Below are 24,334 nucleotides of genomic sequence, written 5' to 3'. Positions count from 1 at the left end.
TAGATAAGATCTCAAGTATTGTCATCGCCGGCTGTGCTCCGGAAACAGCTATTGACGCGCCATGGCATCGTGAATGTCGGCGCATGGCATGCCGAGGAAGCCTCTTATGAATACTTCGATCCTTTTGCTGATCCTGGCGCTGATCGGCATAGCCAGTTATCTCGCAGGCACGCGCCGGGCGGTTGCGCTTGCCGGAGGCCGTTCGTCCGGCATGCATTCGCGGCCGGGCTATTACGGCTCCTATGTCCTGATTTGGGCGCTCCTTCCGGCGGCTCTTATTCTTGCTCTGTGGCTGGCCGTCAGTCCGCTGGTCGTCAACTCGGCCGTCCGCTGTGAGTTCCCCGAAGAGGTGCGCGCGCAGCCGCAGGCGGCCCAGAGCCTCGCCTATGGCATGGTCAGCACGATCGCGCGCGGCCTGCAGGTGCTGACGCCGGAAGAGCGGGAGCAGGTGACGGCGGGTACGGCGGATGTCCGGCCGCTTCTGGCAAGCAGGGGCGTGGCGATCGCCGGCGATCCCGAGCCGTATATGATAGAGGCTGCGCAGACCCTCAACAGCATGACCAGCACGAGCCGCATCGGCATGATCGCTACCGTGCTGGCCGTTGCGATCGGCGGGTTGCTGCTTGCCTATAGAAGGATCGCGCCCCGCTTCCGCGCCCGCAATCAGGTTGAAAAGGTCATTCTCGGCGCGCTGGTGGTCGCGTCCTCGATCGCCATCCTGACAACCGTCGGCATCGTCTTCTCGATGCTGACCGAGGCGATCCAGTTCTTCACCATGGTGCCGGCGTCCGAATTCTTCTTCGGCACCGTCTGGGACCCGCGTTTCGCGGCCGCCGGCGCGACCGACTCCGCAGGCCAGTTCGGCCTGATCCCGCTTTTGGCCGGCACGCTCTATATCGGCGCCGTGGCCATGGCGGTCGCCGTTCCGGTCGGCCTCTTCTCGGCGATCTACATGTCGGAATACGCGTCTCCGCGGTTCCGTTCGGTGGCGAAGCCGCTGCTTGAAGTGCTCGCCGGCATCCCGACCATCGTCTACGGCTTTTTCGCGCTCACCACGGTCGGGCCGTTCCTGCGCGATATCTCCGCGCAGATCAACGAGCTTGCGACCGGCAACTACCAGAACTTCATCCAGGCCCAGAGCGTGATCACGGCGGGCTTCGTGATGGGCATCATGCTGATCCCCTACGTGTCCTCTCTTTCGGACGACATCATCACGGCGGTCCCCCGCGCGCTCCGCGACGGTTCGCTGGGGCTCGGCGCCACCAGGTCGGAAACCATCAAGCGCGTCGTGCTTCCGGCGGCTCTGCCGGGCATCGTCGGCGCCATCCTGATGACCGCGTCGCGCGCCATCGGCGAAACCATGATCGTGGTTCTTGCCGCCGGCGTTGCAGCGCGCATGCAGTTCGATCCCTTCGAGCCGATGACGACCGTGACGGTCAAGATCGTCAGCCAGCTGACGGGCGACCTCGAATTCACCTCGCCGCAGACGCTGGTTGCCTTCGCACTGGGCATCACGCTCTTCACCATCACGCTCTGCCTCAACATCTACGCGCTCTATATCGTCCGCAAATACCGGGAGCAGTACGAATGACCGACGCAATCACTCCCGCAGCGATACCGGCCAGCGTGAAGCCCGCGCGGCGCGATATCGGCATCAAGCGCCGCTACGCCGCCGAGCGCCGTTTCCGAGCCTATGGAATTGCCRCCATCTCCTTCGGCCTGCTCTTCCTCTTCCTGCTCCTGTGGTCGGTCTTCTCGAAAGGCTATACGGCCTTCCAGCAGACGATGATCACCATTCCGGTGGAGTTCTCCGGACAGATCATCGATCCGGATAACGAGCGGCAGAGCAATCCCAACAAGCTGATGACCGCCAACTATCCGAACGTGGCGCGCAATGCGCTGGCCAAGGTGCTTGGCGTTTCGACCGACGACCRCACGGCGCTCCGCGAGGTGAACGGCCTGATCTCCGACAGCATCCGCACGCAGCTCCGTGACATGGTCGTCGCCAATCCGGCCATCATCGGCACCACCCAGACCGTCTCCCTGCTTGCGCACGGCAATATCGACTCGGCCTTCAAGGGGCAGGTCGATCTGACGGTAGGGGAGCAGAACCGCCGCATCAGCGACCGCCAGGTCGCCTGGATGAACGAGCTTTCGGCAAGCGGCGCGCTCGCCAAGCAGTTCAACGCGGGCATCTTCGTGAACGGCGCCTCCAGCCGTCCGGAAGCCGCCGGCGTCGGTGTGGCGCTGATCGGCTCCTTCTACATGATGCTGATCGTGCTGGTGCTCTCGCTGCCGATCGGGGTTGCCGCCTCGATCTATCTCGAGGAGTTCGCGCCGAAGAACAGGTTCACCGATCTGATCGAGGTGAACATCAACAATCTCGCGGCCGTTCCCTCGATCGTCTACGGTCTTCTCGGCCTCGCCGTCTTCATCAACTTCATGGGCCTGCCACGCTCGGCTTCGCTAGTCGGCGGCCTCGTCCTGACGCTGATGACGCTGCCGACCATCATCATCGCGACCCGCGCGGCGCTGAAGGCGGTGCCGCCGTCGATCCGCTCGGCAGCGCTCGGCCTCGGCGCATCGAAGATGCAGACGATCTTCCATCACGTCCTGCCGCTCGCCATGCCGGGCATCCTGACCGGCACGATCATCGGTCTGGCCCATGCGCTGGGCGAAACCGCGCCGCTGCTCTTGATCGGCATGGTGGCATTCGTGGCAAACTATCCGACCACGCCGCTCGATCCTTCGACGGCGCTGCCGGTGCAGATCTACATGTGGGCGAACGAGGCGGAACGTGCCTTCGTGGAACGGACCTCCGGAGCGATCATCATCCTGCTCCTGTTCCTCCTGGTTATGAATGTCGGCGCAATTCTCTTGCGGCGCCGGTTTGAGCGGCGTTGGTAGAAGGAGTAGACACGATGAACATGATGTCGGAAGCCGCAGTTGAGAAGGCGTTGGAACAGAAGATGAGTGATGTTTCCCACAAGATGATCGGCAAGGATGTTTCGGTCTATTACGGCGAGAAGCGCGCGCTTTTCGACGTGAACCTGAACGTCCGGGAAAATACGGTGACGGCGCTGATCGGCCCTTCCGGTTGCGGCAAGTCCACCTTCCTGCGCTGCCTCAACCGCATGAACGATACGATCGAGAACTGCCGGGTGACGGGCAAGATCACGCTCGATGATGATGACATCTACGACAAGGAAATCGATGTCGTCGAGCTGCGCGCGCGCGTCGGCATGGTCTTCCAGAAGCCCAACCCGTTCCCGAAGTCGATCTACGAGAACGTCTCCTACGGCCCGCGTATCCACGGACTTGCCAGAAGCAAGGCGGATATGGACCAGGTCGTGGAGTCGAGCCTGCAGAAGGCAGGCCTCTGGTCGGAGGTGAAGGACCGCCTGCACGAATCCGGCACGGGCCTTTCGGGCGGCCAGCAGCAGCGTCTTTGCATCGCCCGCGCCGTTGCCGTCTCGCCGGAAGTCATCCTCATGGACGAGCCCTGCTCGGCGCTCGATCCGATCGCGACCGCCAAGGTCGAGGAGCTGATCCACGAGCTTCGCGCCAACTACACGATCGTCATCGTGACGCACTCCATGCAGCAGGCCGCCCGCGTTTCGCAGCGCACCGCCATGTTCCATCTCGGCCAGCTCGTCGAGGAGAATGATACCGACAAGATGTTCACCAATCCGGATGACCAGCGCACCCAGGATTACATCATGGGCCGCTTCGGCTGATCGGGCTCTGGTGGTGACCCCCGAATTTTGAGGATAAGACCATGGCTTCGACACATATCCTGTCGGCTTATGACGAAGAGCTGAAATACCTGACGCGCCGCATTTCCGAAATGGGCGGGCTTGCGGAGCAGATGTGCGCGGATGCCGTCCGTGCGCTCGTCAATTCCGATACGGCGCTCGCCCAGAAGGTCATCTCGGACGACGTGATCCTCGATCACGCGGAGCGGGAGATCCAGGACAAGGCGATCGTCACGATCGCCAAGCGCCAGCCGATGGCCGCGGACCTGCGCGAAATCGTCGGCACGCTGCGCATCGCCGCCGACCTGGAACGCGTCGGCGACCTCGGCAAGAACACCGCCAAGCGCGTCATCGCGGTGCAGGGCACCGGCGTCCCGCGCAAGCTCGCCCGCGGCATCGAGCATCTTTCCGAACTCGCGCTCGTCCAGTTGAAGGAAGTGCTCGACGTCTTCTCCAATCGCTCCGTGCAGAAGGCCGAGGCCATCCGCCAGCGCGACGAGGAGATCGACGCGATGTACACGTCGCTGTTCCGCGAACTCCTCACCTACATGATGGAAGACCCGCGCAACATCACCACCTGCACCCACCTTCTGTTCTGCGCCAAGAACATCGAGCGCATCGGCGACCATGCGACCAATATCGCCGAGACCATCTACTACATGGCCACCGGCGCCCAGCCGGAGGGAGAACGTCCGAAGGATGACACGTCGAATACCGTCGGCGCAGTCCTGACCAGTGAGTGAATGCTGACGGAGTAGAGGTGAGAATGCAGCCCAAGATCGTGGTCGTGGAAGACGAAGAAGCGCTGAGCGTGCTTCTTCGCTACAATCTCGAAGCCGAGGGCTACGAGGTCGATACCATCCTGCGCGGCGACGAAGCCGAGATACGGCTTCAGGAACGCGTGCCCGACCTCCTGGTCCTCGATTGGATGCTGCCGGGCGTTTCCGGCATCGAGCTTTGCCGCCGGCTGCGCATGCGGCCGGAAACGGAGCGGCTTCCGATCATCATGCTGACGGCACGCGGCGAGGAAAGCGAGCGCGTGCGCGGCCTTGCGACGGGAGCGGACGATTATGTCGTGAAGCCCTTCTCGACGCCGGAACTAATGGCGCGTGTGAAGGCGATGCTGCGCCGCGCCCGTCCGGAAGTGCTTTCCAGCGTCCTGCGCTGCGGCGATATCGAACTCGACCGGGAGACCCATCGCGTCCACCGCAAGAGCCGCGAAGTCCGCCTCGGTCCGACCGAATTCCGCCTCCTGGAATTCCTGATGGCATCGCCCGGCCGCGTCTTCTCGCGATCCCAGCTCCTCGATGGCGTCTGGGGGCATGATATCTACGTGGACGAGCGGACTGTCGACGTGCATGTCGGACGCCTGCGCAAGGCGCTCAATTTCTCCAACATGCAGGATGTCATCCGCACCGTCCGCGGCGCGGGCTATTCCATGGAAGCCTGATCTCACCCGGCCGGTTATTGCGGCCGGGCGTTTGACTTGAAGCCCATGACGGTTTCGGCCCAGAATTCCACGCTCCGGATCATTGCCGGAGCGTGCTCGGGATCGTCGGCAAGTTCGGCGAGCTCGGAAAGCCGGTGCATGCCGGAGAGGATYGCGACCCGCTTCCGGTCGATCTGCCGTCCCGTCTCCGCCTCGTAGGCCGCGATGATCCGCGCCGTCAGGTCCGATGAGACGAGATTGGAATAGATGAACTCCTGGTGCAGCGGCCCGAAGCCGGAATCGGCGAAGTCGTAGATGCCGTTGAGTTGCTGGCATTCATGGTCGAAGGCCATGTTCCAGCCGTGGCCGTCGAAAAAGCCGTAGGTCTCGCCATAGGGGTCCGGCCCCAGGGTCTCGAATGCGTCTATGGTCGATGCGGCAAGCGCACACAATTCCTCCGGCAGGGCAGGCAGGGCCTTCGCGCGGATCTCGTCAGGTGACAGCCAGGGTTTGATGGGCCTTGCGCCGGCGTCGGCCATCTGCCGGTCGTCGATCCCATGGATCTCGGCATAGAAGCGCCCGAGCGCCTGGCCGAGTTTCTGCCTTGCTGCTTCCGGAAGCGCCTCATACTCCGCCGTCACCAGATGCTCGCCCGAAAGCTTCTCATGCCTCGAGAAAAGCGGCGGGCCGGGATGGATGCGCAGATCCGGCACGGGCAGCGAAACGGCGGGCCGGATCACCGCCAGTAGTCCCGCTTCCCGCAGCAATCCTTCTTTGCCGGCCTCGTGCCGGGGAAACTTGAATATCCAGCGGTTGTCGGCATCCACCGCCACGGAATCCCACCCGGCCGTGGCGAGCCGAAATGTGGAGCCGGCCAGCTCGGGAAAGGTGGCGATAATGGCGGCGCGATAGGTGTCGAGGTCGGTCATTTCCGTCTTTCAGGCTCGCTGCAAACCCTTCGAAAGAAAAAGCCGTCCAAACGAGTTTGGACGGCTTCTATATCGCAATTCAGCTCGTTGCGCGTCGCCTCAGAGGCGGACGGATGCCTTGCGGCGATCATGCACCGGCTGGTAGGCAAGGCGGGCATGATAGGTGCAGTAAGGCGAGGAATCCGGGCTGTCGCAGCCGCAGAAGTGGAAGCCTTCCTTGAGCGGGTCGCCCACCGGCCATTTGCAGGTGCGTTCCGTCAGTTCTGTCAGCGAAAGCCTGCGGGAGATCGGCACCACCACGTTGGCGGCGGGTACGTATTCCATCTCCTCGAAGGCTTCGACTTCGATCTCTTCCTTGAGGACGGTCGCGCCGACTGYGCGAGCCACGGTCCGGGTGGCCACCCGGGACGCATAGTTCGGAGCGCGCGGAGCGGATGTGGTGCGCTTGGTGGCGCGGCTCGTTGCGACGGTGCCGCCGGCCTTTGCGCGGCCGGGCAGGCTGAGCCGGTGAACCTTGYCGATCACCGCATTGCGGCTGACACCACCGAGCTGTGCCGCGATCTGGCTCGCGCTCAGGCCTTCCGACCACAGTCTCTTGAGTTTCTCGACACGTTCGTCTGTCCAGTTCATGCCCGTTCTCCGCCTTTGAACGTTGCCGGCAGGCAGAATCCCTCACCCTTGGCTCGAAGTCATTCGAGCCAGCCACTACATCTATACGTTGGGTGACTAGTTCCGCCGCATGCAGTCTAGTAATTGATGTTTAACCTAGTGTGAGGCTGACTCCGTGGCAAGAGTCGGAAGAATCTGCGGGAATCGATTTCCGGGTTTTCCCCAACTTGCTTTCGGGTAGAGTCTTTTTTGTCACAGGTGCCGGTTGCGGCACGTGCCGCCGATGGCCCGAAAATGCCGAGCTTTTGTTGACATCAATCCCCGAAATGGGGATAGTGCCCGCGCCGCCCTCCGGGCGGCATTTTTGATTTTTTGCCACCGAGATCGCCCGACTAAGAAACGCGATTGCCGAAGGAGGAATGTCGCCATGGCCGAAGCCTCGCTCTACGACACCTATGCACGGGCGCCCCTGCGCTTCGAGCGAGGCGAAGGGGTCTGGCTGTTCACGGAAACCGGCGAGCGCTATCTCGATTTCGCGGCGGGTGTCGCCGTCAATTCGCTGGGTCATGCGCATCCTCATCTGGTGGAGACCTTGAAGAGCCAGGCGGAGAAGGTCTGGCATCTGTCGAACCTCTACGAGGTTCCGGGCCAGGAAACGCTCTCCCGCCGGCTGACCGCCGCGACCTTCGCGGACAAGGTCTTCTTCACCAATTCGGGTGCGGAAGCATTGGAGTGCGCGATCAAGACCGCGCGCCGCTACCAGTATTCCAAGGGCCATCCGGAAAAGTTCCATATCGTCACCTTCGAGGGCGCCTTCCACGGCCGCACGCTGGCCACCATCGCCGCCGGCGGTCAGGCGAAATATCTCGAAGGCTTCGGTCCGAAGGTCCAGGGCTTCGACCAGGTTCCCTTCGACGATCTTCCGGCCTTGAAGGCGGCCGTCACCGAGGCGACCGCCGCCATCCTCATCGAGCCGGTGCAGGGCGAGGGCGGTCTGCGCACGGTTTCCAAGGATTTCCTGCGGGCGCTGCGGGCGCTCTGCGACGATAACGGCCTTCTCTTGATCTTCGATGAGGTACAGTGCGGCGTGGGCCGTACCGGCAAGCTATTCGCCCATGAATGGGCGGGYGTGACGCCGGATATCATGGCGGTCGCCAAGGGTATCGGCGGCGGCTTCCCGCTCGGTGCCTGCCTTGCGACGGCGGATGCCGCCTCCGGCATGGTCGCCGGCACGCACGGCACCACCTATGGCGGCAACCCGCTCGCCATGGCGGTCGGCAATGCGGTCCTGGATGTCGTGCTGGAAGACGGTTTCCTCGAGCATGTTCGCGATGTGGCGCTTATCTTCCGTCAGGGTCTGGCAAGCCTCAAGGACCGCTACCCGGAAATCGTCGAGGAAATCCGCGGCGAGGGGCTGATGCTCGGCATCAAGGCCAAGGTGCCGTCCTCCGAGCTCTTGTTGGCGATGCGCGACGAGCACATCCTCGGCGTACCGGCGGGCGATAATGTCGTCCGGCTCCTGCCGCCGCTCGTGGTGACGGCTGAAGAGGCCCGCGAGGGTCTTGCCCGTATCGAAAAAGCGGCGGAAAAACTCTCCGCCGCCCGCATGAAGAAATCGGCCTGAGGGCATTCGGAGGGGAGCATTTTCTGTTCCCTCTCCAAGGGAACAATTGGAAATGGCAGCACCGAAGCACTTTATCGATCTTTCCGCCATGTCCTCGCCGGACCTGCGCTCCATCCTCGAGGATGCCAAGAGCCGCAAGCAGGCGACCAAGGCGGGTACGGCTGAAAAGCCGCTGGCCGGCAAGATGCTGGCGATGATCTTCGAAAAGCCCTCCACCCGCACCCGCGTCTCCTTCGATGTCGGCATGCGCCAGCTCGGCGGCGAAACCCTCTTCCTGTCCGGCACGGAAATGCAGCTCGGCCGGGCCGAGACGATCGGCGATACGGCGAAAGTGCTTTCGCGCTATGTCGATGCGATCATGATCCGCACCACCGATCATTCCCGCCTCTTGGAAATGGCAGAGCACGCCACGGTGCCGGTCATCAACGCGCTGACCGACGATACGCATCCCTGCCAGATTATGGCCGATATCATGACCTTCGAGGAACATCGCGGTCCGATCGCCGGCAAGACGATCGCCTGGACCGGCGACGGCAACAACGTGCTGCATTCCCTGGTGGAAGGTTCCGCCCGCTTCGGTTACCGCATGAACATGGCCGTGCCGATGGGCTCCGAGCCGCATGACAAGTTCCTGAACTGGGCGCGCGATAATGGCGGCGATATCATGCTCTGCCACGATGCCGAACGCGCCGTCGAGGGTGCTCATTGCGTGGTCACCGATACCTGGGTGTCGATGAACCAGGAGCACCGGGCGCGGGGTCACAACATCTTCCAGCCCTATCAGGTGAACGGCGCCCTGATGAAGCACGCGGACAAGGATGCGCTCTTCATGCACTGCCTGCCCGCCCACCGCGGCGAGGAGGTCACCGACGAGGTGATCGATGGTCCGCAGTCGGTGGTCTTCGATGAGGCGGAAAACCGGCTGCATGCGCAGAAATCCATTCTCGCATGGTGCTTCGGTCTCGTCTGATTGGTTTCCGTCGGCACCTTGAATTTTCTTGGGGAAGGCCCCATTTGACGGCTTTCCGAACGCAGCGCTGTAACGCGCATGGCGTTTCATCAATCGACATCGTCGACTCCTTTTCGTGCCGCTTGGCGGGTTCCGCTCGGCTTTGCGCATGTGTAAAACTCGGAGTCGGCGGCAAGGAGTAAGTCATGGCGGAAGCGACTGTGGAACTGAATGATCTGAACTTCGCCGGAGATGACCGTGTCGTTCCATTCCAGGTGGAGGGACTCGATGTGCGCGGCCGCGCGGTGCAGCTCGGGCCGCTGCTGAACGCGATCCTGGGCCGCCATGATTATCCGCCGCCGGTTGCGCGCCTGCTGGCTGAAGCCGTGGTGCTGACCGCGCTTCTCGGTACATCCCTGAAGTTCGACGGCAAGTTCACGGTGCAGACCAAGGGCGATGGCCCTGTCGATCTGCTGGTCGCCGATTTTTCCACGCCCGACGCTCTGCGCGCCTATGCCCGCTATGACGAGGAAGCGCTTGGCGTCGCCATCAAGGAGGGCAGGGTCTCACCGCCGGAGCTGCTCGGCCGTGGCGTGCTCGCCTTCACCATCGATCAGGGACGGGGCATGCAGCCCTATCAGGGCATCGTGCCGCTCGACGGTTCCTCGCTGGAAGAGATCGCCGGCGTCTATTTCCGCCAGTCGGAACAGATCCCGACCAAGGTGCGCCTGGGCGTCGCCGAGCTTTTCGATCGCGATGAAGAGGGCAGGGCCCGCCACAACTGGCGCGCCGGCGGCCTGGTCGCGCAATTCCTGCCGCAGGCTCCGGAGCGGATGCGCCAGCCGGACCTGCACGGCGGGGACGGCGACGAGCGCGATAGCGATCATGCGGCCGACGACGCCTGGACGGAAGCCAGCACGCTGGTGGAAACCATCGATACGGATGAACTGACCGATCCGCAGGTCGCGATCGAACGCTTGCTCTTCCGCCTGTTCCATGAGCGCGGAGTAAGGGTCTACGAGCCGCAGACGGTCCATGACCGCTGCAGCTGCTCGCGCGAGAAGATCAAGAGCGTGCTCGACGGCTTTACGGCGGAAGAGATCCAGGCGAGCCAGGAAGACGGTCAGATCGCCGTCACCTGCGAATTCTGCTCGACCACCTACCGCTACGACGCGGCGGAATTCGCCGCCGCGTGATTTCCAATAATGGCGATGAACAGGTGATTGCCCCTCACCCTTAACCCTCTCCCCGCTTTGACGGGGAGAGGGAACGTGCCATACCGAGCGTCAAGAGGTAGGAGAGCATTGCGGCATATCCCTTCTCCCCGTCAAAACGGGGAGAAGGTGGCGGCAGCCGGATGAGGGGCATTCTTCATTATACAATTACCGTTGGCCGAGCGGAGAGAAGAACTCTCACGGCATCCTGCACGCGAAATTCGTGCCGTCGTTCACATCCCCGCTGCCGGAATATTTCGCCACTTGGGGATAGGGGCATAACGGGCGGCTGCGAACCGGCCTACCGTCCTTCATCTGGCGGGCCTGGATTGCCTCCGGCGCCTTGCCGTTCTCCACCCAATCCATCAGCGGCGTGAAGGCGTCGAATGTGTCGGTGCCGTAGCCTTCGCGGCAATGGAACATGCCGGGCACCATGAAGAGTCGGTAGAATTCGGCGGCTTTCTCCTCGCCCATCTCCTTGCGCACAGCCTCGTAGTAATTGACGCCCATCATCGGGTTCAACGCCGGGTCGGCCCAGCCGAAATAGCTGATCATCTTTCCGCCGCGCTTCTGGAACTCGCTGAGGTCCGGATCGGTCGCATTCAGAATGTCCCGGATCATGCCGATCTTCGGATATTCCTTGTCGAAGTCGAAAGTCTTCCAGTCGATTTCCTTCCCGGAAGCCGGCAGCATCGCCATGTTCTTGAGAAAGGTCTCGCCATAGGCGAGCTGCCGGCTCGCGCCTTCCTCGGAAACGACCCACAGGTCCCAGCCGCTTGCGCCTGCCCCATCCAGTCCTTCCGTGCCCCATGGAATGCCGGGAAAGACCGTCTTCCCGCCTATCTTGACGCCTTCGGCAAGCGTTTTGATCGTCTCGGCCTGCGCCGGCGTGAAGCAGTCGTTTCCGCCGGCCTCGCAGATATTCAGGTCCTTCCGCGGATCGAAATTGCATTGGCGGGGATCGGCAATCAGCCCGTCCATGGCTCCATCGATCGCATCGCATTTGTCCATCACCGCCTTGGCGAGTGTCGGGAGCTGCGCCCTGCTGATCGGCGCCTTTTCCAGCGCACGGGCGTTCCACACGCCCCATACCTGGGTATTGGTGAAATCGAGCACCGGCGCGCCGGCGAGAATGCCGTCGAAATCGCCCGGATGGCGCTGTGCCGACATCAGGCCCTGTCGACCGCCTGTCGAACAGCCGTCCCAATAGGAAAAGGCCGGACTGCGGTCATAGTAGCGCGCGGCCATCGCCTTCGCCGTCAGCACGGTGACGTGCACCGCGCGGGAGGCGTAGTCGATCAAGAGGCTCATGTCCCCGGCGAACTCGCCGAGCCTGTAGGCCACGGCATCATGTCCGGTATTCTGCTGCACGGTAAGGAAGCCGCGGGAGAGCGCGGCATTGCGGGTGGCGATGCGCGAGGGGGCGGCAAGGTCCTCGCCGGCATAGCCGCCATTGCCGAACATATAGAGCCTGCGGTTCCAGTGGTCGGGCAGGGTCACCTCGAAACGGATCTGCGGGCGGATATAGCCCGTCACCTGGCAATGGCCGGGAATATCGGGCGTCTCTTCCACATGCACGGCCTTGATTGTCGAAATGTCGGGGAATGCGGCACTGTTGAGCATCGCACAGGCAATGCGCGGCTCCACCGGCGCGGCGGAAAACTCCGGCCGATCCTTCTGATCGATGAAGCTGCTTCTGTTCTGCGCCGATGAAGGCGCGGCGGCGGAAAGTGCGAGAAGAGTGCAGGATATCAGCAGAAGGGATCGTCTCATCAGGGCTCCTCCCAAAGACCGTGCGTGAGGTCTTCAAGATGCCGGTGAGTCCGCGCGGCGACAAATAATAAGAAGGAAGCCGTCCATAAGGGGACGGTTATCGATGGGCGCTCAGTTCAGGACCCGCAGCAGGCCGGGGCTGTCGAGGGAGAAGGCGGGGATCTCAACGTCGAAGGTCTCTCCGCTGTCCGTCACCATTTCATAATGGCCGAACATCATGCCGGAGGGTGTGTCGAGCGGGCAGCCGGAGGAATATTCATAGGAATCGCCGGGCTTGAGCCTCGGCTGCTCGCCCACGACGCCTGGTCCGTCCACCTCGTCCACCTGGCCATTCTGGTCGGTGATGTGCCAGTAGCGATGCGTCAGCCGCACGGCGACGGCCGAGTGGTTTTCAATGACGATGCGGTAACCCCAGACATAACGGCTTTCCTCCGGATTGGATTGCTCCTCCAGATAATAAGGCTCGACCGCCACTTCGATGTCTCTTGTCCGGGCGCGATACATGCGAAACCTCGAATGCCCACGCATTGGATATCTATCAGGATACCGGCAGCGTCAAGGAAGTCGTGGAAATCGTGCGCCCTGGCTGCCGGCTTCCGGCGAGATTTCCGCCGTTAATACTAACCGGGAGAGTTAACGCGGCCGATGCGTTTACTCTCCCGATATCATTGTCCCGGTCAGGCCGGAATCCTGGCAAGCGCCTGGGCGAAGTCCTCGATCAGGTCCTGCGTGTCCTCGATGCCGGYCGAAAGGCGAACCGTGCCCGCCGAAATGCCGAGTTCGGCGCGCGCCTCGTCGGAGAGGTTCTTGTGCGTCGTGGTGGCCGGATGGGTGATCAGGCTGCGCGTGTCGCCGAGATTGTTGGAGATCGTCGCCACCTTCAGCGCGTTCTGCAGCGCGAAGGCCGCCTCCTTGCCGCCCTTGAGTTCGAAGCAGATGAGCGTGGAACCGCCCGTCATCTGCCTGGCGATGATATCGGCCTGCGGATGGTCCTTGCGGCCGGGATAGACGACCTTGGCGATTTGCTTCTGCTCGGCCAGGAAATCGGCGATCTTGGCGGCGTTCTCCGTCTGCTGCTTGACGCGAAGCGGCAGCGTCTCGACGCCCTTCAGAAGCGTCCAGGCGTTGAACGGCGACATGGCCGGGCCGGTATGGCGGAAATAATCGTGCAGGTGTTCGTCGATCCAGGCCTTGTCGGAGAGCACGACGCCGCCGAGGCAGCGGCCCTGGCCGTCGATATGCTTGGTTGCCGAATAGACGACAACATGGGCGCCGAGTTCCAGCGGCCTCTGGAAGAGAGGAGTTGCGAAGACGTTGTCCACCACCACCTTCGCGCCGATCTGGTTGGCGAGCTTGGCCACGCCTGCGATGTCGATGACTTCCAGCGTGGGGTTGGTCGGGCTTTCGAGGAAGAAGACCTTGGTGTTTTTCTGGATCGCCCTTTCCCAGTTTCCGAGATCGCGGCCGTCGACCAGCGTGCATTCGATACCGTATTTGGGGGCGAGCGTCTCGACCACCCAGCGGCAGGAACCGAAGAGCGCCCGCGCAGCCACGATGTGGTCGCCGGCTTTCAGCTGGCAGAGGATGGCGGCCGAGACGGCGGCCATGCCGGAGGCGGTGGCGCGGGCATCTTCCGCGCCTTCCAGCATGCACATGCGCTTCTCGAACATGTCGTTGGTGGGGCTGCCATAGCGGGCGTAGATGAAGCCGTCGGTCTCTCCCTTGAAGCGGGCTTCCGCCGCTTCGGAATTCTCGTAGACGAAGCCCTGCGTGAGATAGATCGCTTCCGACATCTCGCCATATTGCGAGCGCAGCGTGCCACCGTGAACGAGTTGAGTTGCGGGGCGCCAGGAATTGGACGGCTTGCTCATGCTTTTTCCCACCTTCAAACAACAAAAAAACCGGCCGCGAAAGCAGACCGGTTTCCATCAACCCGGTCTCTTTAGCCACTTGTTTTACGTGGCTGCAAGCCGACCGRCCAAATCACCACGGGATAAAGCTGCCATACGCCTGCTCTTGGCTTGCGTCAATGGCATCTATTTGGTTTTGTCCGGCAACATAGGGAAGAAGGCATGACGAGAACCACGGGAATTCTGGCCGACCGCGCGATCGCGGCGCTGTTCGAAACGGGACGCCTCACGTCGGAAAAGGAACTGGATCGCGACCAGATCCAGCCGGCGAGCCTCGACCTGCGCCTGGGCGCAAAGGCCTTCCGCGTGCGTGCGAGCTTCATGCCCGGCCCGGACCATCTGGTGGCCGACAAGCTCGACCGGCTGAAACTGCATGTGGTCGATCTTTCGGAAGGCGCGGTGCTGGAGACGGGCTGCGTCTACATCGTGCCGCTGATGGAGCGACTCGACCTGCCGCAGGACATGTCGGCTTCCGCGAACCCGAAGAGCTCCACCGGCCGGCTCGATATCTTCACCCGCGTGATCACCGATTACGCCCAGGAATTCGACAAGATTCCCGCCGGCTATTCCGGCCCGCTCTACCTCGAGATCAGCCCGCGCACCTTTCCGATCGTCGTGCGTCGCGGCTCGCGCCTGTCGCAGATCCGCTTCCGCGTCGGCAACGCGCTGCTCGGCGAACCGGAGCTCCTCAAGCTCCATCGGGAAGAGACGCTGGTCGCCGCCAAGCAGCCGAACGTCAGCGGCGGGGGGATCGCGCTGTCGATCGATCTCACCGGCGACCGGGAAGGCCTGATCGGCTATCGCGGCAAGCACCACACGGCCGTCGTCGATGTCGACAAGAAGGGTGAGCACGATATCTTCGATTTCTGGGAGCCGCTCTATAGCCGCGGCCGCAACGAGCTGATCCTCGATCCGGACGAGTTCTACATCCTCGTCTCGCGGGAAGCCGTGCACGTCCCGCCGCTCTATGCGGCAGAGATGACCCCGTTCGATCCGCTGGTGGGCGAATTCCGCGTGCATTATGCCGGCTTTTTCGATCCCGGCTTCGGCCACGAGGCCGCCGGCGGACGCGGCAGCCGCGCCGTGCTGGAAGTCCGCAGCCACGAAGTTCCGTTCATCCTGGAGGATGGCCAGATCGTCGGGCGCCTAGTCTACGAGCATATGCTGGAAAAGCCCGAAGGGCTTTACGGCGCGGGTCTAGGCTCCAACTATCAGGCGCAGGGCCTGAAACTCTCGAAACATTTTCGCGTCTGATCTCTGGCCTGATCCGTGGGCTCCCTGGCCCTTGACAGCGGGCGCCAACTGTTGGAAGTCTGGCCCTGAGAGGCGGGTGTAGCTCAATGGTAGAGCAGAAGCTTCCCAAGCTTACGACGAGGGTTCGATTCCCTTCACCCGCTCCAGTTTGATTTTCAGGCATTTGAGCCAGTTTCCATCGGCAGGACCAGCTACGGCTTTGCAGCCTGTTTTACAGGGACATGCCTGTCTTTCACGCGAGCCTTCCCCAGGCGGGGTTCCACTCCACGCCTTCCGAAAGCTCGATGAAGATCCGGTGTCTGTCCGGTTCGCGGTTTTTGTTCTCCGCCATGCGAAGAGCGGTCTCCGGATCCATTTCCTCGCCCGGAAAGATCGTATCGTCCTCGGCGGGATCGGCGACCTTGCGGATGAAGCCGCGGATTTCGTCGCCCGAATGATAGAGCTTGATGATGAGCGAGCCGGGCTCCGGCGCACCCTCCCTGTAGCGATAATAGGTATGCATCTTCTCCTCCGTGGTCGGCCCGCCTTACCTGACCTCGGAGGTATGAAAATGTTCCGCCTTCGCACCGTTTCGCGTGGAAGCCACGGGCGCATGCGGCGTCTTGTTCCAGAAGAAGGGCTTGGACCGCAGCTCCGCCACGGCGCGCCATGCCGCATAGGACACCATCAGCCAGTAAAGCGGCATGGCAAGCCAGCGCCGCCCCAGAAGCTGTCTCTCGTGCGCGATCATCGGGAAATAGCCGAGCCCCAGAAAGACGAAATAGCTGCCGACGATGTTCGTGAAGTCCATGGCGAGAAGCGTGAGCCGGAGAGGGGATAGAGGCTCCTCCGCCTGGAGGACATGTATGATCCCGCTCGTCACGAGCAGCACGATCGAGGGATGGATCAGCGCAGAAAGCAGCATGCCGCCGATGAGCATGTGGAAGGTCATGAAGGCCGCAAGGCCCATTTCGCGTGCCGAGCGGCGCGGATCGCGCATCATCACCAGCCAGGTCTGCAGCCAGCCCTTGTACCAGCGGGTTCTCTGGCCGATCCAGACGCGCCAGCTCGTCGGCGCGTCTTCGAGCGTCTGCCGTTTCAGTGTTTCGGTCCGGTATCCGAGGCGGTAGAGCCGCATGCCGAGATCGGCGTCTTCCGTGACGTTGAATGGGTCCCAGCCGCCCGCCGCCTTGAGGATGCGGGTCCGGAAATGGTTGGATGTGCCGCCAAGGGGAAGCGGCAGGCTGAAATTCGCAAGGACGGGCAATGTCGCGCGGAAATGCGAGGCATATTCCATCGCGAACAGGGCGGAGATCGGCGATTGATCGATATTGCTGATGATGAGCGGCGATTGCAGGCAGGCCACCTTGTCGGGAGCATTGCGGAAGCGGGCATAAGCCTCCCGCAGCTGTTTGGGATGCGGCCTGTCCTCCGCATCGTAGATCGCCAGGAATTCGCCGCGGGCGCCGCTCAGCGCATAGGAAAGTGCCTTGGGCTTGGTGCGGGGTCCGAAATCCGGCACTTCGACGATTTCGAATTGCGGGCCGAGCGCCTGAGCCTTCAGCGCCTCGATCGTTTCGCGGTCGTCCGCCTCGCAGACAAGCTTGATATCGAGTTTGGATACTGGCCAATCGAGCCGTTTGAGAACTCCGGCCAGTTGTTCGGCGACCGCCGCCTCGCGATAGAGCGCCACCATTACCGTGTAAACTGGCACAGGGCCTTCCGGGGCCGGCTCCTCCTTCGGCGCCTTCAGGCCGAAATGGAGCAGGAACGTGCCCAGCCGAAGCAGGAGTAGCGCGAAATAGAGAAACGTGGCGGTCAGATGCAGCGCAAGCAGGGTGGGGGAAGGAATGATGGCGAGCGCCGCAAGCAGGGTGAAGAGCACCACGCCGCACCAGAAACCCTGCCGGCCGGAGATCACGATCCGCGCAGAGAGACCGGGAGCATCGTCGAAAAGACCTGAAACCACAGCCCGCACGCGGCGCTTTGCGCCGGCTGCCCAAACCGCCTCCCTTACCGCCCGCCGTCCCGTCACCACCATGCCTGACCGCAGGTCGGGCATGGCATCCAGCATCCCGGCAAGGGTGGCGAGCTTCGCCGCTTCGGGAACGATCGCGATCTCCGGCGAACGGGATGCGTGCTCGAGCCGGATTTGCCGGGGCTCGCGCAATTGCGAATCCTGCCAGGGCATGTCGCGGACGCAGTCGGGGTCGAGCTCCGGCAGGAAGGGCAGGCGAAGCAGCCGCGCCACCGCGCCGTAATAGGCCTCCTCGTGCACCTGGCCGTCGCTTAGAAGCTCGGTCTCGAGTGTCGTTCCATTGCGCCGGGCCCTCTCGCTCAAGGTTGCGATCAAAGGTTTGGAGAAGCCGAGCGCCGCAAGCACGGCGCCTTCATCGGAGGCAAGCGCGGTTCCGATGTTCTTTTTTTGAAAGGGGATGCTGAATTCATAGCGGTTCGACGGCCGAAAGGCCTGAGAATATTCCCCAATACGCATGACTCTGATAAACCCCTGGCCATAGAGGCCGCCTGTCCCGTTTCGGATCATAGAGATGCACGTTATGGTTTCACCCCTGGGAAAACGGGGGTTATTGAAGTTTTTACTGTGCCTTTCGGTGCTGGCGATTTTGCCTGTTTCTGCCCTTGGCCAGGAAGCCGGCAAACTGCCTGTCCTGTTCGATGCGCGGGAGCGGCTGGCCCGACCGGACCTCTCGACCGTGATGCGGGTGCGGATACTGACCACCGTCGATTTCCCGCCCTTCAATTTTGCCGATCAGAACGGCAGGCTTTCCGGCTTTCATGTAGATCTCGCCCGCGAAATCTGTGCGGAGCTGAAGATAGAAGCCAAGTGCCAGATCCAGGCTTTGCCTTTCGAGGAGCTGGAAAAGACGCTCGAGGAGGGCGGCGGAGAGGCGGTGATGGCGGGCATCGCCATTACCCCGGAGCGGCGCGGCCGCTTTGCCTTTTCCCGGCCCTATATCACGGTTCCGGCGCGCTTTGCCCGCAATCGCTCGGCCCGGATCGAGGGCGAGACCGCCGCCGCCCTTGCGGGCCGGCCGGTCGGGGTCGTGAAGGATACAGCTCATGAGCTGATGCTGAAAGCCTTCTTCCCGAAGATCACCGCGACGCCTTTCGAGACCAACGAGGCCATGCTTGCCGCCCTGAAGGCGGGCAAGGTCGATGCGGTCTTTTCCGATGGCCTGAGATTGCCCTTCTGGGTGGTCGGCGAAGCCTCTGAAAACTGYTGTGCCCTGTTCGATGGACCCTATATGTCGGAGAAGTTCCTGGGCGAGGGGCTTTCGGTCATGCTGCGCGGCAACGAGCCCGATCTCGTGCTGGCCTTCGATCATGCCCTTGCAACCTTGTCGCGCAATGGCCGATTGCAGGAGATTTACCTGCGCTATTTCCCTTACGGACTTTATTAACCAAGTCGAAGCAGGAAATTAGTCCTACTCACTACTCACTACTCACTACTCACTACTCACTACTCACGTCACTGGCTCGCCCATATGATCCGGGCCACCCACTCCACCTCGGTCATATCGAAGCTGCGGTTCGGATGCTCGGGATTGAGCGATGTGAGTTCGATCGCGCGCGCGCTCTGGCGCATGAGGATTTTCGCCATCACCTCGCCCTCGCGCGTCTTGACGACGACGCGGTCGCCTCGCCGCACCTGTGCGCCCGGATCGATGATGAGTACGTCGCCGTCCCGGTAGAGCGGCATCATCGAATCCCCCTGTACCTCCAGCGCGTAGACGCCTGCCTTGTGGGAAGGAGCCGCGGGAAATTCAACCACGTCCCACCCCTGTCCGGCCGGAAAGCCGCCATCGTCGAAAAAGCCGCCGGCTCCCGCCTGGGCGAACCCGAGCAGGGGGATTGCGCTTCCCTGTGGCGGGAAGGCGCCTTCCGGTATTTGCGAACGGCCGGATGCGGAAGTGAGATAGCCGGTGAACTGCTCCATCGTGGTGCCGGTGGCGTCCAGCACTTTGGAGATGGACTCGGTCGACGGCCAGCGCAGCCGGCCATCCGTGCCGAACCGCTTCGATTTGTTGAACGAGGTCGGGTCGAGACCGGCACGCCGCGCCAAGCCCGAGGGAGTGAGCTGATGGCGTTCGGCAAGAATGTCGATCGTCTTCCAGATATCCTCATGTTTCAGCATCATCATCGCGCTCCGGTGCGGGGACCTTCCCGCGCGCCTGTTCACGGCCGAAACCGCGGTCGGGACTTTGTCCGTCGGTCATGTACCCGCAGCTTGGTGCGGGGATGCCTCGGTCATTCTTTGTTTACCCTGGATATTATCCAAACCGGAATTGCGCGTAAAGACGGGAGAGGAATAAAATCCTTTCCGATCGAGGCTCTGAAGGTTGTTTGATCCTACGCCACCAGCGCCATGTTGATCTTGCCGAGCTTGATGACGGCCTGCGTGCGGCTGTCGACATTGAGCTTCAGCAGGATCGCCGAGACATGGGCCTTGATGGTGGCTTCCGATACCCCGAGCTCATAGGCGATCTGCTTGTTGAGCAGCCCTTCGCCCAGCATGGTGAGCACGCGACTCTGCTGAGGCGTCAGCGTCTTCAGYCGGTCGATGATCTCCGTGAGCCCCGCATCTTCTTCCGGCGCGGAGAGATCGCATTTCGGCGCCCAGATATCGCCCTCCARCACCGCCTGCATGCCGGCACGGATATCGTCGAGGCCGGAGGATTTGGAAATGAAGCCCGAAGCGCCGAGTTCCAGCGCCCGGCGGATCGTGCTGCCGTCGTCGCTTGCCGAAACGATCACGATCGGCAGGCTGGAAAACWCCGCCCGGAGCGACATCAGGCCGGAAAAGCCGCTGACGCCGGGCATTGCCAGATCGAGCAGCATCAGGTCGGCATCCGGGTTTTCCGCCGCCGCCTGTCGTGCYGCCTCGAAGTCTCCCGCCTCGATAATGACCTGACGTTCGGCAATGCCCTGCACCGCCTGACTCAGCGCGCCGCGAAAAAGAGGGTGGTCGTCTGCTATGATGATGGTGAGTGTCTGCATTCCCACGCCCCCTCCCAAGAGCATAGTCGTGCCTTTTCCTTGCGGTCTGGCCGCGTCACAAATTTGTAAACCTCTCCGCCCACGGAGACAAGAGCGGGAAATCAGGTCCGGTTCGGCTGCGGCTCGTCAGTGTTCCGCTCGCTGGTGAAGTCCTGGACGATCGCCATGAAGCGCCGCATGAACCGTTCCATGATGGAAAGCGTCTGCTCGATCTCTTCTTCGCCGGGCACGCGGCTTGCGGGTGGATTGGCGCTCTTCTGCTCCAGCGCCGCAACCCGCTTTTCGAGAAGCTCCAGTTCCCGCTCATAGGCCGCCCGCTCGTCCGCCGCCATCCGGCAGGTGAGGTTTCCGCCTTCGTCGCGGCAGAGTGTCATCGCGCCGGTCTGGGTATCGAGCCGCACGAACCCGCCGTTTTCCGTTTTCTCCAGCCGGAAACGCGTTTCCTGCGGCTCCTGGGCGAGGCCTGTGCCTGGTAGAAGGAGGGCCCCGATGAGAAGCGCCTTTGTCGTGAATGCCGGTCTTTTCATGTCGTGATCCTCTTGACCCCGGTGGACAAGCGCCGGTCTTTGCGGCAAACCGCTGCCGAAAGCCCCACCAGTCTACTCCCGCTCCGAGAGCCTGATATGACGAATATAGTGTATAAGATCGTGCCGGAAATCCTCTGGCAGGAAGCCCGGCAAAAAGGCGTGTTCGAAGGCGCGGAAATCGATCTGCGCGACGGCTATATCCACTTCTCGACCTCCTCGCAGGCAAAAGAGACGGCAAGGCTGCATTTTGCCGGCGCCACCGGTCTTCTCCTCGTCGCGATCGAAGGAGACCGCCTCGGAGACGCGCTGAAATTCGAACCCTCGCGCGGCGGCGATCTCTTCCCGCATCTTTATGGAAACCTGCCGCTTTCGGCTGTGCTATGGGAAATGCCGCTGCGTCTCGGCGTCGATGGCCAGCACGCCTTTCCGGAGATCATGCCATGATCGGCCGCTTCTCCGATCTTGCCCGGCAGGGCCTCTTCCTCTTCGATCCAGAAACGGCGCACGGCCTTTCCATCGCCGCGCTGAAATCCGGGGTCGTGCCCGCCTGCCGGGTGCCGCACGATCCCCGTCTCGCCCAGACGATTGCCGGCATTCGCTTCGAAAACCCGCTCGGCATGGCCGCCGGCTACGACAAGAACGCCGAGGTGCCGGATGCGCTCCTGAAGCTCGGCTTCGGCTTTGCCGAAATCGGAACCGTGACGCCGAAACCGCAGGCGGGTAACGACAAGCCGCGGATTTTCCGGCTGGCGGCCGATCGCGCCGTCATCAACCGGCTCGGCTTCAACAATGAGGGCCATGAGGCGGCCTTGGCCCGGCTGTCCGCCCGGCGCAATGCGCTCGGTGTGGTCGGCGTTAATATCGGCGCCAACAAGGACAGCGCCGATCGTATTGCCGATTATGTCCTGGGCATCCGCAAGTTCTATGCGGTCGCTACCTATTTCACCGTCAACATCTCCTCGCCCAATACCCCGGGCCTGCGCGACCTGCAGGCGCGGGAAAGCCTCCGCAGCCTGCTGGAGGCCGTGCTTGCCGCCCGCGCCGAGGAGGCCGTTCGCCACGGCCGCTCCGTGCCCGTCTTCCTGAAGATCGCCCCGGATCTGGCCGAGGAGGGGCTGGACGATGTGGCGGCGGAGGCGCTGGWTCATCCTCTGGATGGACTCATCGTTTCCAATACGACCCTTTCCCGGGATGGGCTGACCGACCGCGCTCAGGCTGGCGAGGCGGGAGGCATGTCCGGCGCGCCGCTCTTCAAACGCTCGACGGCCGTTCTGGCGAAGATGCGCAAGCGGGTAGGCCCCGCCCTGCCGATCATCGGCGTCGGCGGGGTGGCAAGCGCCAGGGATGTGCTGGAGAAGATCCGGGCGGGCGCCGATCTCGTGCAGCTCTATTCCTGCATGGTCTATGAAGGGCCGGGCCTGCCTGCAAAAATCCTGCGTGGGCTATCCAGTCTTCTTGATGCGGAAAAGGTCTCTTCCATCCGCGATCTGCGGGACACCGCCGCGGATCGCTGGGCCGATATCAAGCTTTAAGCCGAAAGCACCATGGCCCAATAGGGCTCCGACGCCGGCGAGGCGCGGGCGACCGCGACGCCGAGACCCCGATAGCCGCCGAGCATGTTCTTCAAATGACTCGGCGAGTCGATCCAGGCCTGCACGGCGGCTTCCACGCTCGTCTGGCCGGCCGCGATGTTCTCGGCCGCCGGCAGCGCCACGCCGTTGCGTTTCATTCGTCCGCCGAAATCGTCGCCGAAGCCGATCAGGTGCTTCATCTCATTGGCCTTGGCCATGCGCATGGCCTGCTGGACCGCGGCCTTTCGGGCCGGAGTATCGGGAGAAAGGCTTGCGAGCCCGCTTCCCTGGCGAACCCTGTTGACCATGGGAAGGGCCGCCGCCGTTTCGTCCTCGGCGCCGGGCGTCGGCGTCAGGACCCTGGTGGCGGAGCAGCCGGAAAGCAGCAGACCCATGCCGGAAAGCACGAGGAAGCCCCGCCGCGAAGGTGTCAGGAAATGGCTCATGGCTAGCGGCGGTAGCTGAGAAGGCGCAGGATCAGGAAGATGGGGATGACGATGATCGCGCCCAGCACCAGATAGTTGCCGACCCGTCCCAGCGCCCTGAAGCCGTTATACCACAGGTCGAGGAACCAGTAGCGGATGCTGTCGACGATGTTGTCCGGCGTGAAGCCGAAAAATGCCAGCACGAAACCCACGATCAGGCACACCACGATCAGCTTGATGATGGTCCGTCCCAGAGTATCACCGAGGAACCTGTTTACCGGGTCCGACATGCTCTTCCTTCTCCGAATTGCCTGAAAGCCAGATAATCACGGCTTTCCCGCGCCGCAAGCATTTCGAGGCCCCACCTCAGATAGAACTTGAGTTTTTTTGTGGCTTCGGCCAAGAACCCGCACCCTTCTTCTGGAACGCGCATGACGCCCAATCAGTTTTCCTCCGGCGATGTCATCGCCGATCGCCGCGCCGATTATGCCCGCATGCTCGATGAGGGCGGCGATGCGCCGGCAGCGGCGGAGCTGATGGAACAGGCCCTCGAACTCGTGCCCGGCTGGGCGGCCGGCTGGTTCCGGCTCGGCGAATACCGGGAAAAGGCGAAACTGAAGACTGGCGCCGTGGCGGCTTTCCGCCAAGCGCTCTTTCTCGATCCCGAAGATGTTTTCGGCGCCACGCTGAAGCTCGCGCTCCTCGGTGCGGAGGAGGTTCCGGATACGCCCCCGAGCCGCTATGTGGAGGGTCTCTTCGACGGCTATGCCGATCGCTTCGATACGGCGCTTGTCGAAAAGCTCGACTACAGCGTTCCGCCGAAGCTCGCCGCGCTCGTGAGCCCCCACCACCCGTTCCGCCTGACGGTGGATCTCGGCTGCGGAACCGGGCTCTTCGGGGAGGAAATCCGCGCATCGACCGAGTGGCTCGAAGGTTTCGATCTTTCCGCCAACATGCTGGCCAAGGCGGAGGCGAAGGGGCTCTACGACCACCTCGGCCAGGCGGACCTGAGCCTGTCCGCGGAAGGATCGGGATTGTTTGCGGAAGGACTTTCCGCCCATCGCGCCGATCTCGTCTCGGCCGCAGACGTGCTGATGTATCTCGGCTCGCTCGAGACGGTGTTTCCGCTCGTGACCGAGCTGCTGGCGCCCGGAGGGCTCTTCGCCTTCTCGGTGGAAGAAGCAGGGGAAGGTTTCACCCTGCGGGACTCGCTGCGCTACGCGCACTCGGAAACCTATATCCGCGATCTCCTCGATCGCTATGGCTTCCCGCTTTTGGCGATGGAAAAGACCGTCATTCGCACCGATGCTGGAAAGCCCATTCGCGGCATTCTGTTTCTGTCGCGCCGGCCAGCCTGAACGGGTTCG

The 24,334-nt window shown here is 62.6% G+C and carries 25 protein-coding genes, 1 tRNA gene and 1 riboswitch; of the genes, 14 read left to right on the top strand and 12 right to left on the bottom strand.

Going from position 1 to position 24,334, the window contains the following annotated elements; all coding sequences use genetic code 11:
* Positions 1–106 precede the first annotated feature (106 nt).
* From pstC to phoB, 5 genes are read left to right on the top strand one after another with little or no spacing between them, the layout of a single operon-like run.
* Positions 107–1,591, top strand: coding sequence for a phosphate ABC transporter permease subunit PstC (gene pstC, locus LCM4573_RS05805; RefSeq protein ID WP_071005323.1), 1,485 nt, complete (start codon positions 107–109; stop codon positions 1,589–1,591).
* Positions 1,588–2,907: a phosphate ABC transporter permease PstA gene (gene pstA / locus LCM4573_RS05800; RefSeq protein ID WP_071005322.1), complete on the top strand. Its 1,320-nt coding sequence runs from the start codon at positions 1,588–1,590 to the stop codon at positions 2,905–2,907. The genes pstC and pstA overlap by 4 nt, the downstream gene beginning before the upstream one ends.
* Positions 2,908–2,921: 14 nt before the next feature.
* Positions 2,922–3,737, top strand: a complete 816-nt coding sequence (gene pstB / locus LCM4573_RS05795) for a phosphate ABC transporter ATP-binding protein PstB (RefSeq protein WP_071005321.1) — start codon at positions 2,922–2,924, stop codon at positions 3,735–3,737.
* Positions 3,738–3,778: 41 nt separating this feature from the next.
* The gene (gene phoU / locus LCM4573_RS05790; protein ID WP_071005320.1) at positions 3,779–4,498 is read left to right on the top strand and encodes a phosphate signaling complex protein PhoU; all 720 of its coding nucleotides are present in this window, start codon (positions 3,779–3,781) and stop codon (positions 4,496–4,498) included.
* A gap of 23 nt (positions 4,499–4,521) precedes the next feature.
* Positions 4,522–5,205, top strand: a complete 684-nt coding sequence (gene phoB, locus LCM4573_RS05785) for a phosphate regulon transcriptional regulator PhoB (protein WP_071005319.1) — start codon at positions 4,522–4,524, stop codon at positions 5,203–5,205.
* Positions 5,206–5,219: 14 nt separating this feature from the next.
* On the opposite strand, the gene LCM4573_RS05780 is transcribed toward phoB, so the two are convergent.
* Together LCM4573_RS05780 and LCM4573_RS05775 are read right to left on the bottom strand one after the other, a co-directional pair.
* On the bottom strand, positions 5,220–6,113 hold the full coding sequence (locus LCM4573_RS05780) for a phosphotransferase family protein (protein WP_071005318.1): 894 nt from the start codon (positions 6,111–6,113) through the stop codon (positions 5,220–5,222).
* Positions 6,114–6,212: 99 nt separating this feature from the next.
* Positions 6,213–6,743 carry a GcrA family cell cycle regulator gene (locus LCM4573_RS05775; protein WP_071005316.1) on the bottom strand — a complete coding sequence of 177 codons (531 nt, stop codon included), beginning with the start codon at positions 6,741–6,743 and terminating at the stop codon, positions 6,213–6,215.
* A gap of 406 nt (positions 6,744–7,149) precedes the next feature.
* On the opposite strand from LCM4573_RS05775, the gene LCM4573_RS05770 reads away from it, so the two are divergent.
* The 3 genes from LCM4573_RS05770 (at position 7,150) to LCM4573_RS05760 (ending at position 10,491) form a co-directional block, all read left to right on the top strand.
* Positions 7,150–8,346, top strand: a complete 1,197-nt coding sequence (locus LCM4573_RS05770) for an aspartate aminotransferase family protein (protein ID WP_071005315.1) — start codon at positions 7,150–7,152, stop codon at positions 8,344–8,346.
* Positions 8,347–8,398: 52 nt separating this feature from the next.
* Entirely contained in the window at positions 8,399–9,316 is a 918-nt protein-coding gene (argF, locus tag LCM4573_RS05765; RefSeq protein ID WP_071005314.1) for an ornithine carbamoyltransferase, read from the top strand.
* Positions 9,317–9,501: 185 nt separating this feature from the next.
* Positions 9,502–10,491: an Hsp33 family molecular chaperone gene (locus LCM4573_RS05760; RefSeq protein ID WP_071005313.1), complete on the top strand. Its 990-nt coding sequence runs from the start codon at positions 9,502–9,504 to the stop codon at positions 10,489–10,491.
* A gap of 216 nt (positions 10,492–10,707) precedes the next feature.
* Here the strand turns inward: LCM4573_RS05760 and LCM4573_RS05755 are convergent, their stop codons facing one another.
* The 3 genes from LCM4573_RS05755 to LCM4573_RS05745 form a co-directional block, all read right to left on the bottom strand.
* Complete coding sequence (locus LCM4573_RS05755; protein WP_071005312.1) at positions 10,708–12,282, bottom strand: tannase/feruloyl esterase family alpha/beta hydrolase; 1,575 nt, start codon at positions 12,280–12,282, stop codon at positions 10,708–10,710.
* Between the two features lie 111 nt (positions 12,283–12,393).
* Positions 12,394–12,786, bottom strand: a complete 393-nt coding sequence (apaG, locus tag LCM4573_RS05750) for a Co2+/Mg2+ efflux protein ApaG (protein ID WP_071005311.1) — start codon at positions 12,784–12,786, stop codon at positions 12,394–12,396.
* Between the two features lie 173 nt (positions 12,787–12,959).
* Positions 12,960–14,153, bottom strand: a complete 1,194-nt coding sequence (locus LCM4573_RS05745) for an O-succinylhomoserine sulfhydrylase (RefSeq protein WP_071005310.1) — start codon at positions 14,151–14,153, stop codon at positions 12,960–12,962.
* Positions 14,154–14,203: 50 nt separating this feature from the next.
* A riboswitch (SAM riboswitch) is annotated at positions 14,204–14,282 on the bottom strand.
* A 72-nt stretch (positions 14,283–14,354) separates the two neighbouring features.
* Between LCM4573_RS05745 and LCM4573_RS05740 the strand changes: the two genes are divergently transcribed.
* Both LCM4573_RS05740 and LCM4573_RS05735 read left to right on the top strand, forming a co-directional pair.
* Positions 14,355–15,446 carry a 2'-deoxycytidine 5'-triphosphate deaminase gene (locus LCM4573_RS05740; RefSeq protein ID WP_071005308.1) on the top strand — a complete coding sequence of 364 codons (1,092 nt, stop codon included), beginning with the start codon at positions 14,355–14,357 and terminating at the stop codon, positions 15,444–15,446.
* Positions 15,447–15,518: 72 nt separating this feature from the next.
* Positions 15,519–15,592: transfer RNA gene (locus LCM4573_RS05735), tRNA-Gly, on the top strand.
* 86 nt (positions 15,593–15,678) lie between these two features.
* On the opposite strand, the gene LCM4573_RS05730 is transcribed toward LCM4573_RS05735, so the two are convergent.
* Together LCM4573_RS05730 and LCM4573_RS05725 are read right to left on the bottom strand one after the other, a co-directional pair.
* Positions 15,679–15,948, bottom strand: a complete 270-nt coding sequence (locus LCM4573_RS05730; protein ID WP_071005307.1) for a hypothetical protein — start codon at positions 15,946–15,948, stop codon at positions 15,679–15,681.
* A 24-nt stretch (positions 15,949–15,972) separates the two neighbouring features.
* Positions 15,973–17,919, bottom strand: coding sequence for a glycosyltransferase (locus tag LCM4573_RS05725; RefSeq protein ID WP_071005511.1), 1,947 nt, complete (start codon positions 17,917–17,919; stop codon positions 15,973–15,975).
* A 55-nt stretch (positions 17,920–17,974) separates the two neighbouring features.
* Here LCM4573_RS05725 and LCM4573_RS05720 point away from each other — a divergent pair, with 55 nt between their 5' ends.
* A complete protein-coding gene (locus tag LCM4573_RS05720; RefSeq protein WP_071005306.1) occupies positions 17,975–18,847 on the top strand; it encodes a transporter substrate-binding domain-containing protein in 873 nt (290 codons plus the stop codon).
* 68 nt (positions 18,848–18,915) lie between these two features.
* Here the strand turns inward: LCM4573_RS05720 and LCM4573_RS05715 are convergent, their stop codons facing one another.
* The 3 genes from LCM4573_RS05715 to LCM4573_RS05705 all read right to left on the bottom strand — a co-directional run bounded on the left by LCM4573_RS05715 (position 18,916) and on the right by LCM4573_RS05705 (position 20,971).
* Complete coding sequence (locus tag LCM4573_RS05715; RefSeq protein ID WP_071005510.1) at positions 18,916–19,581, bottom strand: helix-turn-helix transcriptional regulator; 666 nt, start codon at positions 19,579–19,581, stop codon at positions 18,916–18,918.
* 215 nt (positions 19,582–19,796) lie between these two features.
* Entirely contained in the window at positions 19,797–20,444 is a 648-nt protein-coding gene (locus LCM4573_RS05710) for a response regulator transcription factor (protein WP_071005305.1), read from the bottom strand.
* Positions 20,445–20,545: 101 nt separating this feature from the next.
* Positions 20,546–20,971, bottom strand: a complete 426-nt coding sequence (locus LCM4573_RS05705) for a hypothetical protein (protein WP_071005303.1) — start codon at positions 20,969–20,971, stop codon at positions 20,546–20,548.
* Between the two features lie 96 nt (positions 20,972–21,067).
* Between LCM4573_RS05705 and LCM4573_RS05700 the strand changes: the two genes are divergently transcribed.
* Together LCM4573_RS05700 and LCM4573_RS05695 are read left to right on the top strand one after the other, a co-directional pair.
* Complete coding sequence (locus LCM4573_RS05700; protein WP_071005302.1) at positions 21,068–21,415, top strand: DUF952 domain-containing protein; 348 nt, start codon at positions 21,068–21,070, stop codon at positions 21,413–21,415.
* A complete protein-coding gene (locus LCM4573_RS05695) occupies positions 21,412–22,503 on the top strand; it encodes a quinone-dependent dihydroorotate dehydrogenase (protein WP_071005301.1) in 1,092 nt (363 codons plus the stop codon). The genes LCM4573_RS05700 and LCM4573_RS05695 overlap by 4 nt, the downstream gene beginning before the upstream one ends.
* Here the strand turns inward: LCM4573_RS05695 and LCM4573_RS05690 are convergent.
* Positions 22,500–22,988: a CAP domain-containing protein gene (locus tag LCM4573_RS05690; protein ID WP_071005300.1), complete on the bottom strand. Its 489-nt coding sequence runs from the start codon at positions 22,986–22,988 to the stop codon at positions 22,500–22,502. The two genes, LCM4573_RS05695 and LCM4573_RS05690, sit on opposite strands and share 4 nt — an antisense overlap.
* Positions 22,989–22,990: 2 nt before the next feature.
* On the bottom strand, positions 22,991–23,257 hold the full coding sequence (locus tag LCM4573_RS05685; RefSeq protein WP_071005299.1) for a DUF6460 domain-containing protein: 267 nt from the start codon (positions 23,255–23,257) through the stop codon (positions 22,991–22,993).
* A gap of 141 nt (positions 23,258–23,398) precedes the next feature.
* Here LCM4573_RS05685 and LCM4573_RS05680 point away from each other — a divergent pair, with 141 nt between their 5' ends.
* Entirely contained in the window at positions 23,399–24,325 is a 927-nt protein-coding gene (locus LCM4573_RS05680; protein WP_071005297.1) for a methyltransferase, read from the top strand.
* The last annotated feature ends 9 nt before the right edge of the window (positions 24,326–24,334 follow it).

The organism is Rhizobium sp. LCM 4573, from assembly GCF_001854865.1.
Lineage (GTDB): Bacteria > Pseudomonadota > Alphaproteobacteria > Rhizobiales > Rhizobiaceae > Neorhizobium.
Note: the sequence above shows the minus strand (reverse complement) of the source record. Positions and strands in the feature narration are given on the sequence as shown.

Excerpts from the sequence above, each read along its gene's own strand:
- pstC (WP_071005323.1), top strand. The coding sequence starts at position 107 with ATGAATACTTCGATCCTTTTGCTGATCCTGGCGCTGATCGGCATAGCC.
- pstB (WP_071005321.1), top strand. The coding sequence starts at position 2,922 with ATGAACATGATGTCGGAAGCCGCAGTTGAGAAGGCGTTGGAACAGAAG.
- phoU (WP_071005320.1), top strand. The coding sequence starts at position 3,779 with ATGGCTTCGACACATATCCTGTCGGCTTATGACGAAGAGCTGAAATAC.
- phoB (WP_071005319.1), top strand. The coding sequence starts at position 4,522 with ATGCAGCCCAAGATCGTGGTCGTGGAAGACGAAGAAGCGCTGAGCGTG.
- argF (WP_071005314.1), top strand. The coding sequence starts at position 8,399 with ATGGCAGCACCGAAGCACTTTATCGATCTTTCCGCCATGTCCTCGCCG.
- LCM4573_RS05760 (WP_071005313.1), top strand. The coding sequence starts at position 9,502 with ATGGCGGAAGCGACTGTGGAACTGAATGATCTGAACTTCGCCGGAGAT.
- LCM4573_RS05755 (WP_071005312.1), bottom strand. The coding sequence starts at position 12,282 with ATGAGACGATCCCTTCTGCTGATATCCTGCACTCTTCTCGCACTTTCC.
- apaG (WP_071005311.1), bottom strand. The coding sequence starts at position 12,786 with ATGTATCGCGCCCGGACAAGAGACATCGAAGTGGCGGTCGAGCCTTAT.
- LCM4573_RS05740 (WP_071005308.1), top strand. The coding sequence starts at position 14,355 with ATGACGAGAACCACGGGAATTCTGGCCGACCGCGCGATCGCGGCGCTG.
- LCM4573_RS05730 (WP_071005307.1), bottom strand. The coding sequence starts at position 15,948 with ATGCATACCTATTATCGCTACAGGGAGGGTGCGCCGGAGCCCGGCTCG.
- LCM4573_RS05725 (WP_071005511.1), bottom strand. The coding sequence starts at position 17,919 with ATGCGTATTGGGGAATATTCTCAGGCCTTTCGGCCGTCGAACCGCTAT.
- LCM4573_RS05715 (WP_071005510.1), bottom strand. The coding sequence starts at position 19,581 with ATGCTGAAACATGAGGATATCTGGAAGACGATCGACATTCTTGCCGAA.
- LCM4573_RS05705 (WP_071005303.1), bottom strand. The coding sequence starts at position 20,971 with ATGAAAAGACCGGCATTCACGACAAAGGCGCTTCTCATCGGGGCCCTC.
- LCM4573_RS05700 (WP_071005302.1), top strand. The coding sequence starts at position 21,068 with ATGACGAATATAGTGTATAAGATCGTGCCGGAAATCCTCTGGCAGGAA.
- LCM4573_RS05690 (WP_071005300.1), bottom strand. The coding sequence starts at position 22,988 with ATGAGCCATTTCCTGACACCTTCGCGGCGGGGCTTCCTCGTGCTTTCC.
- LCM4573_RS05685 (WP_071005299.1), bottom strand. The coding sequence starts at position 23,257 with ATGTCGGACCCGGTAAACAGGTTCCTCGGTGATACTCTGGGACGGACC.
- LCM4573_RS05680 (WP_071005297.1), top strand. The coding sequence starts at position 23,399 with ATGACGCCCAATCAGTTTTCCTCCGGCGATGTCATCGCCGATCGCCGC.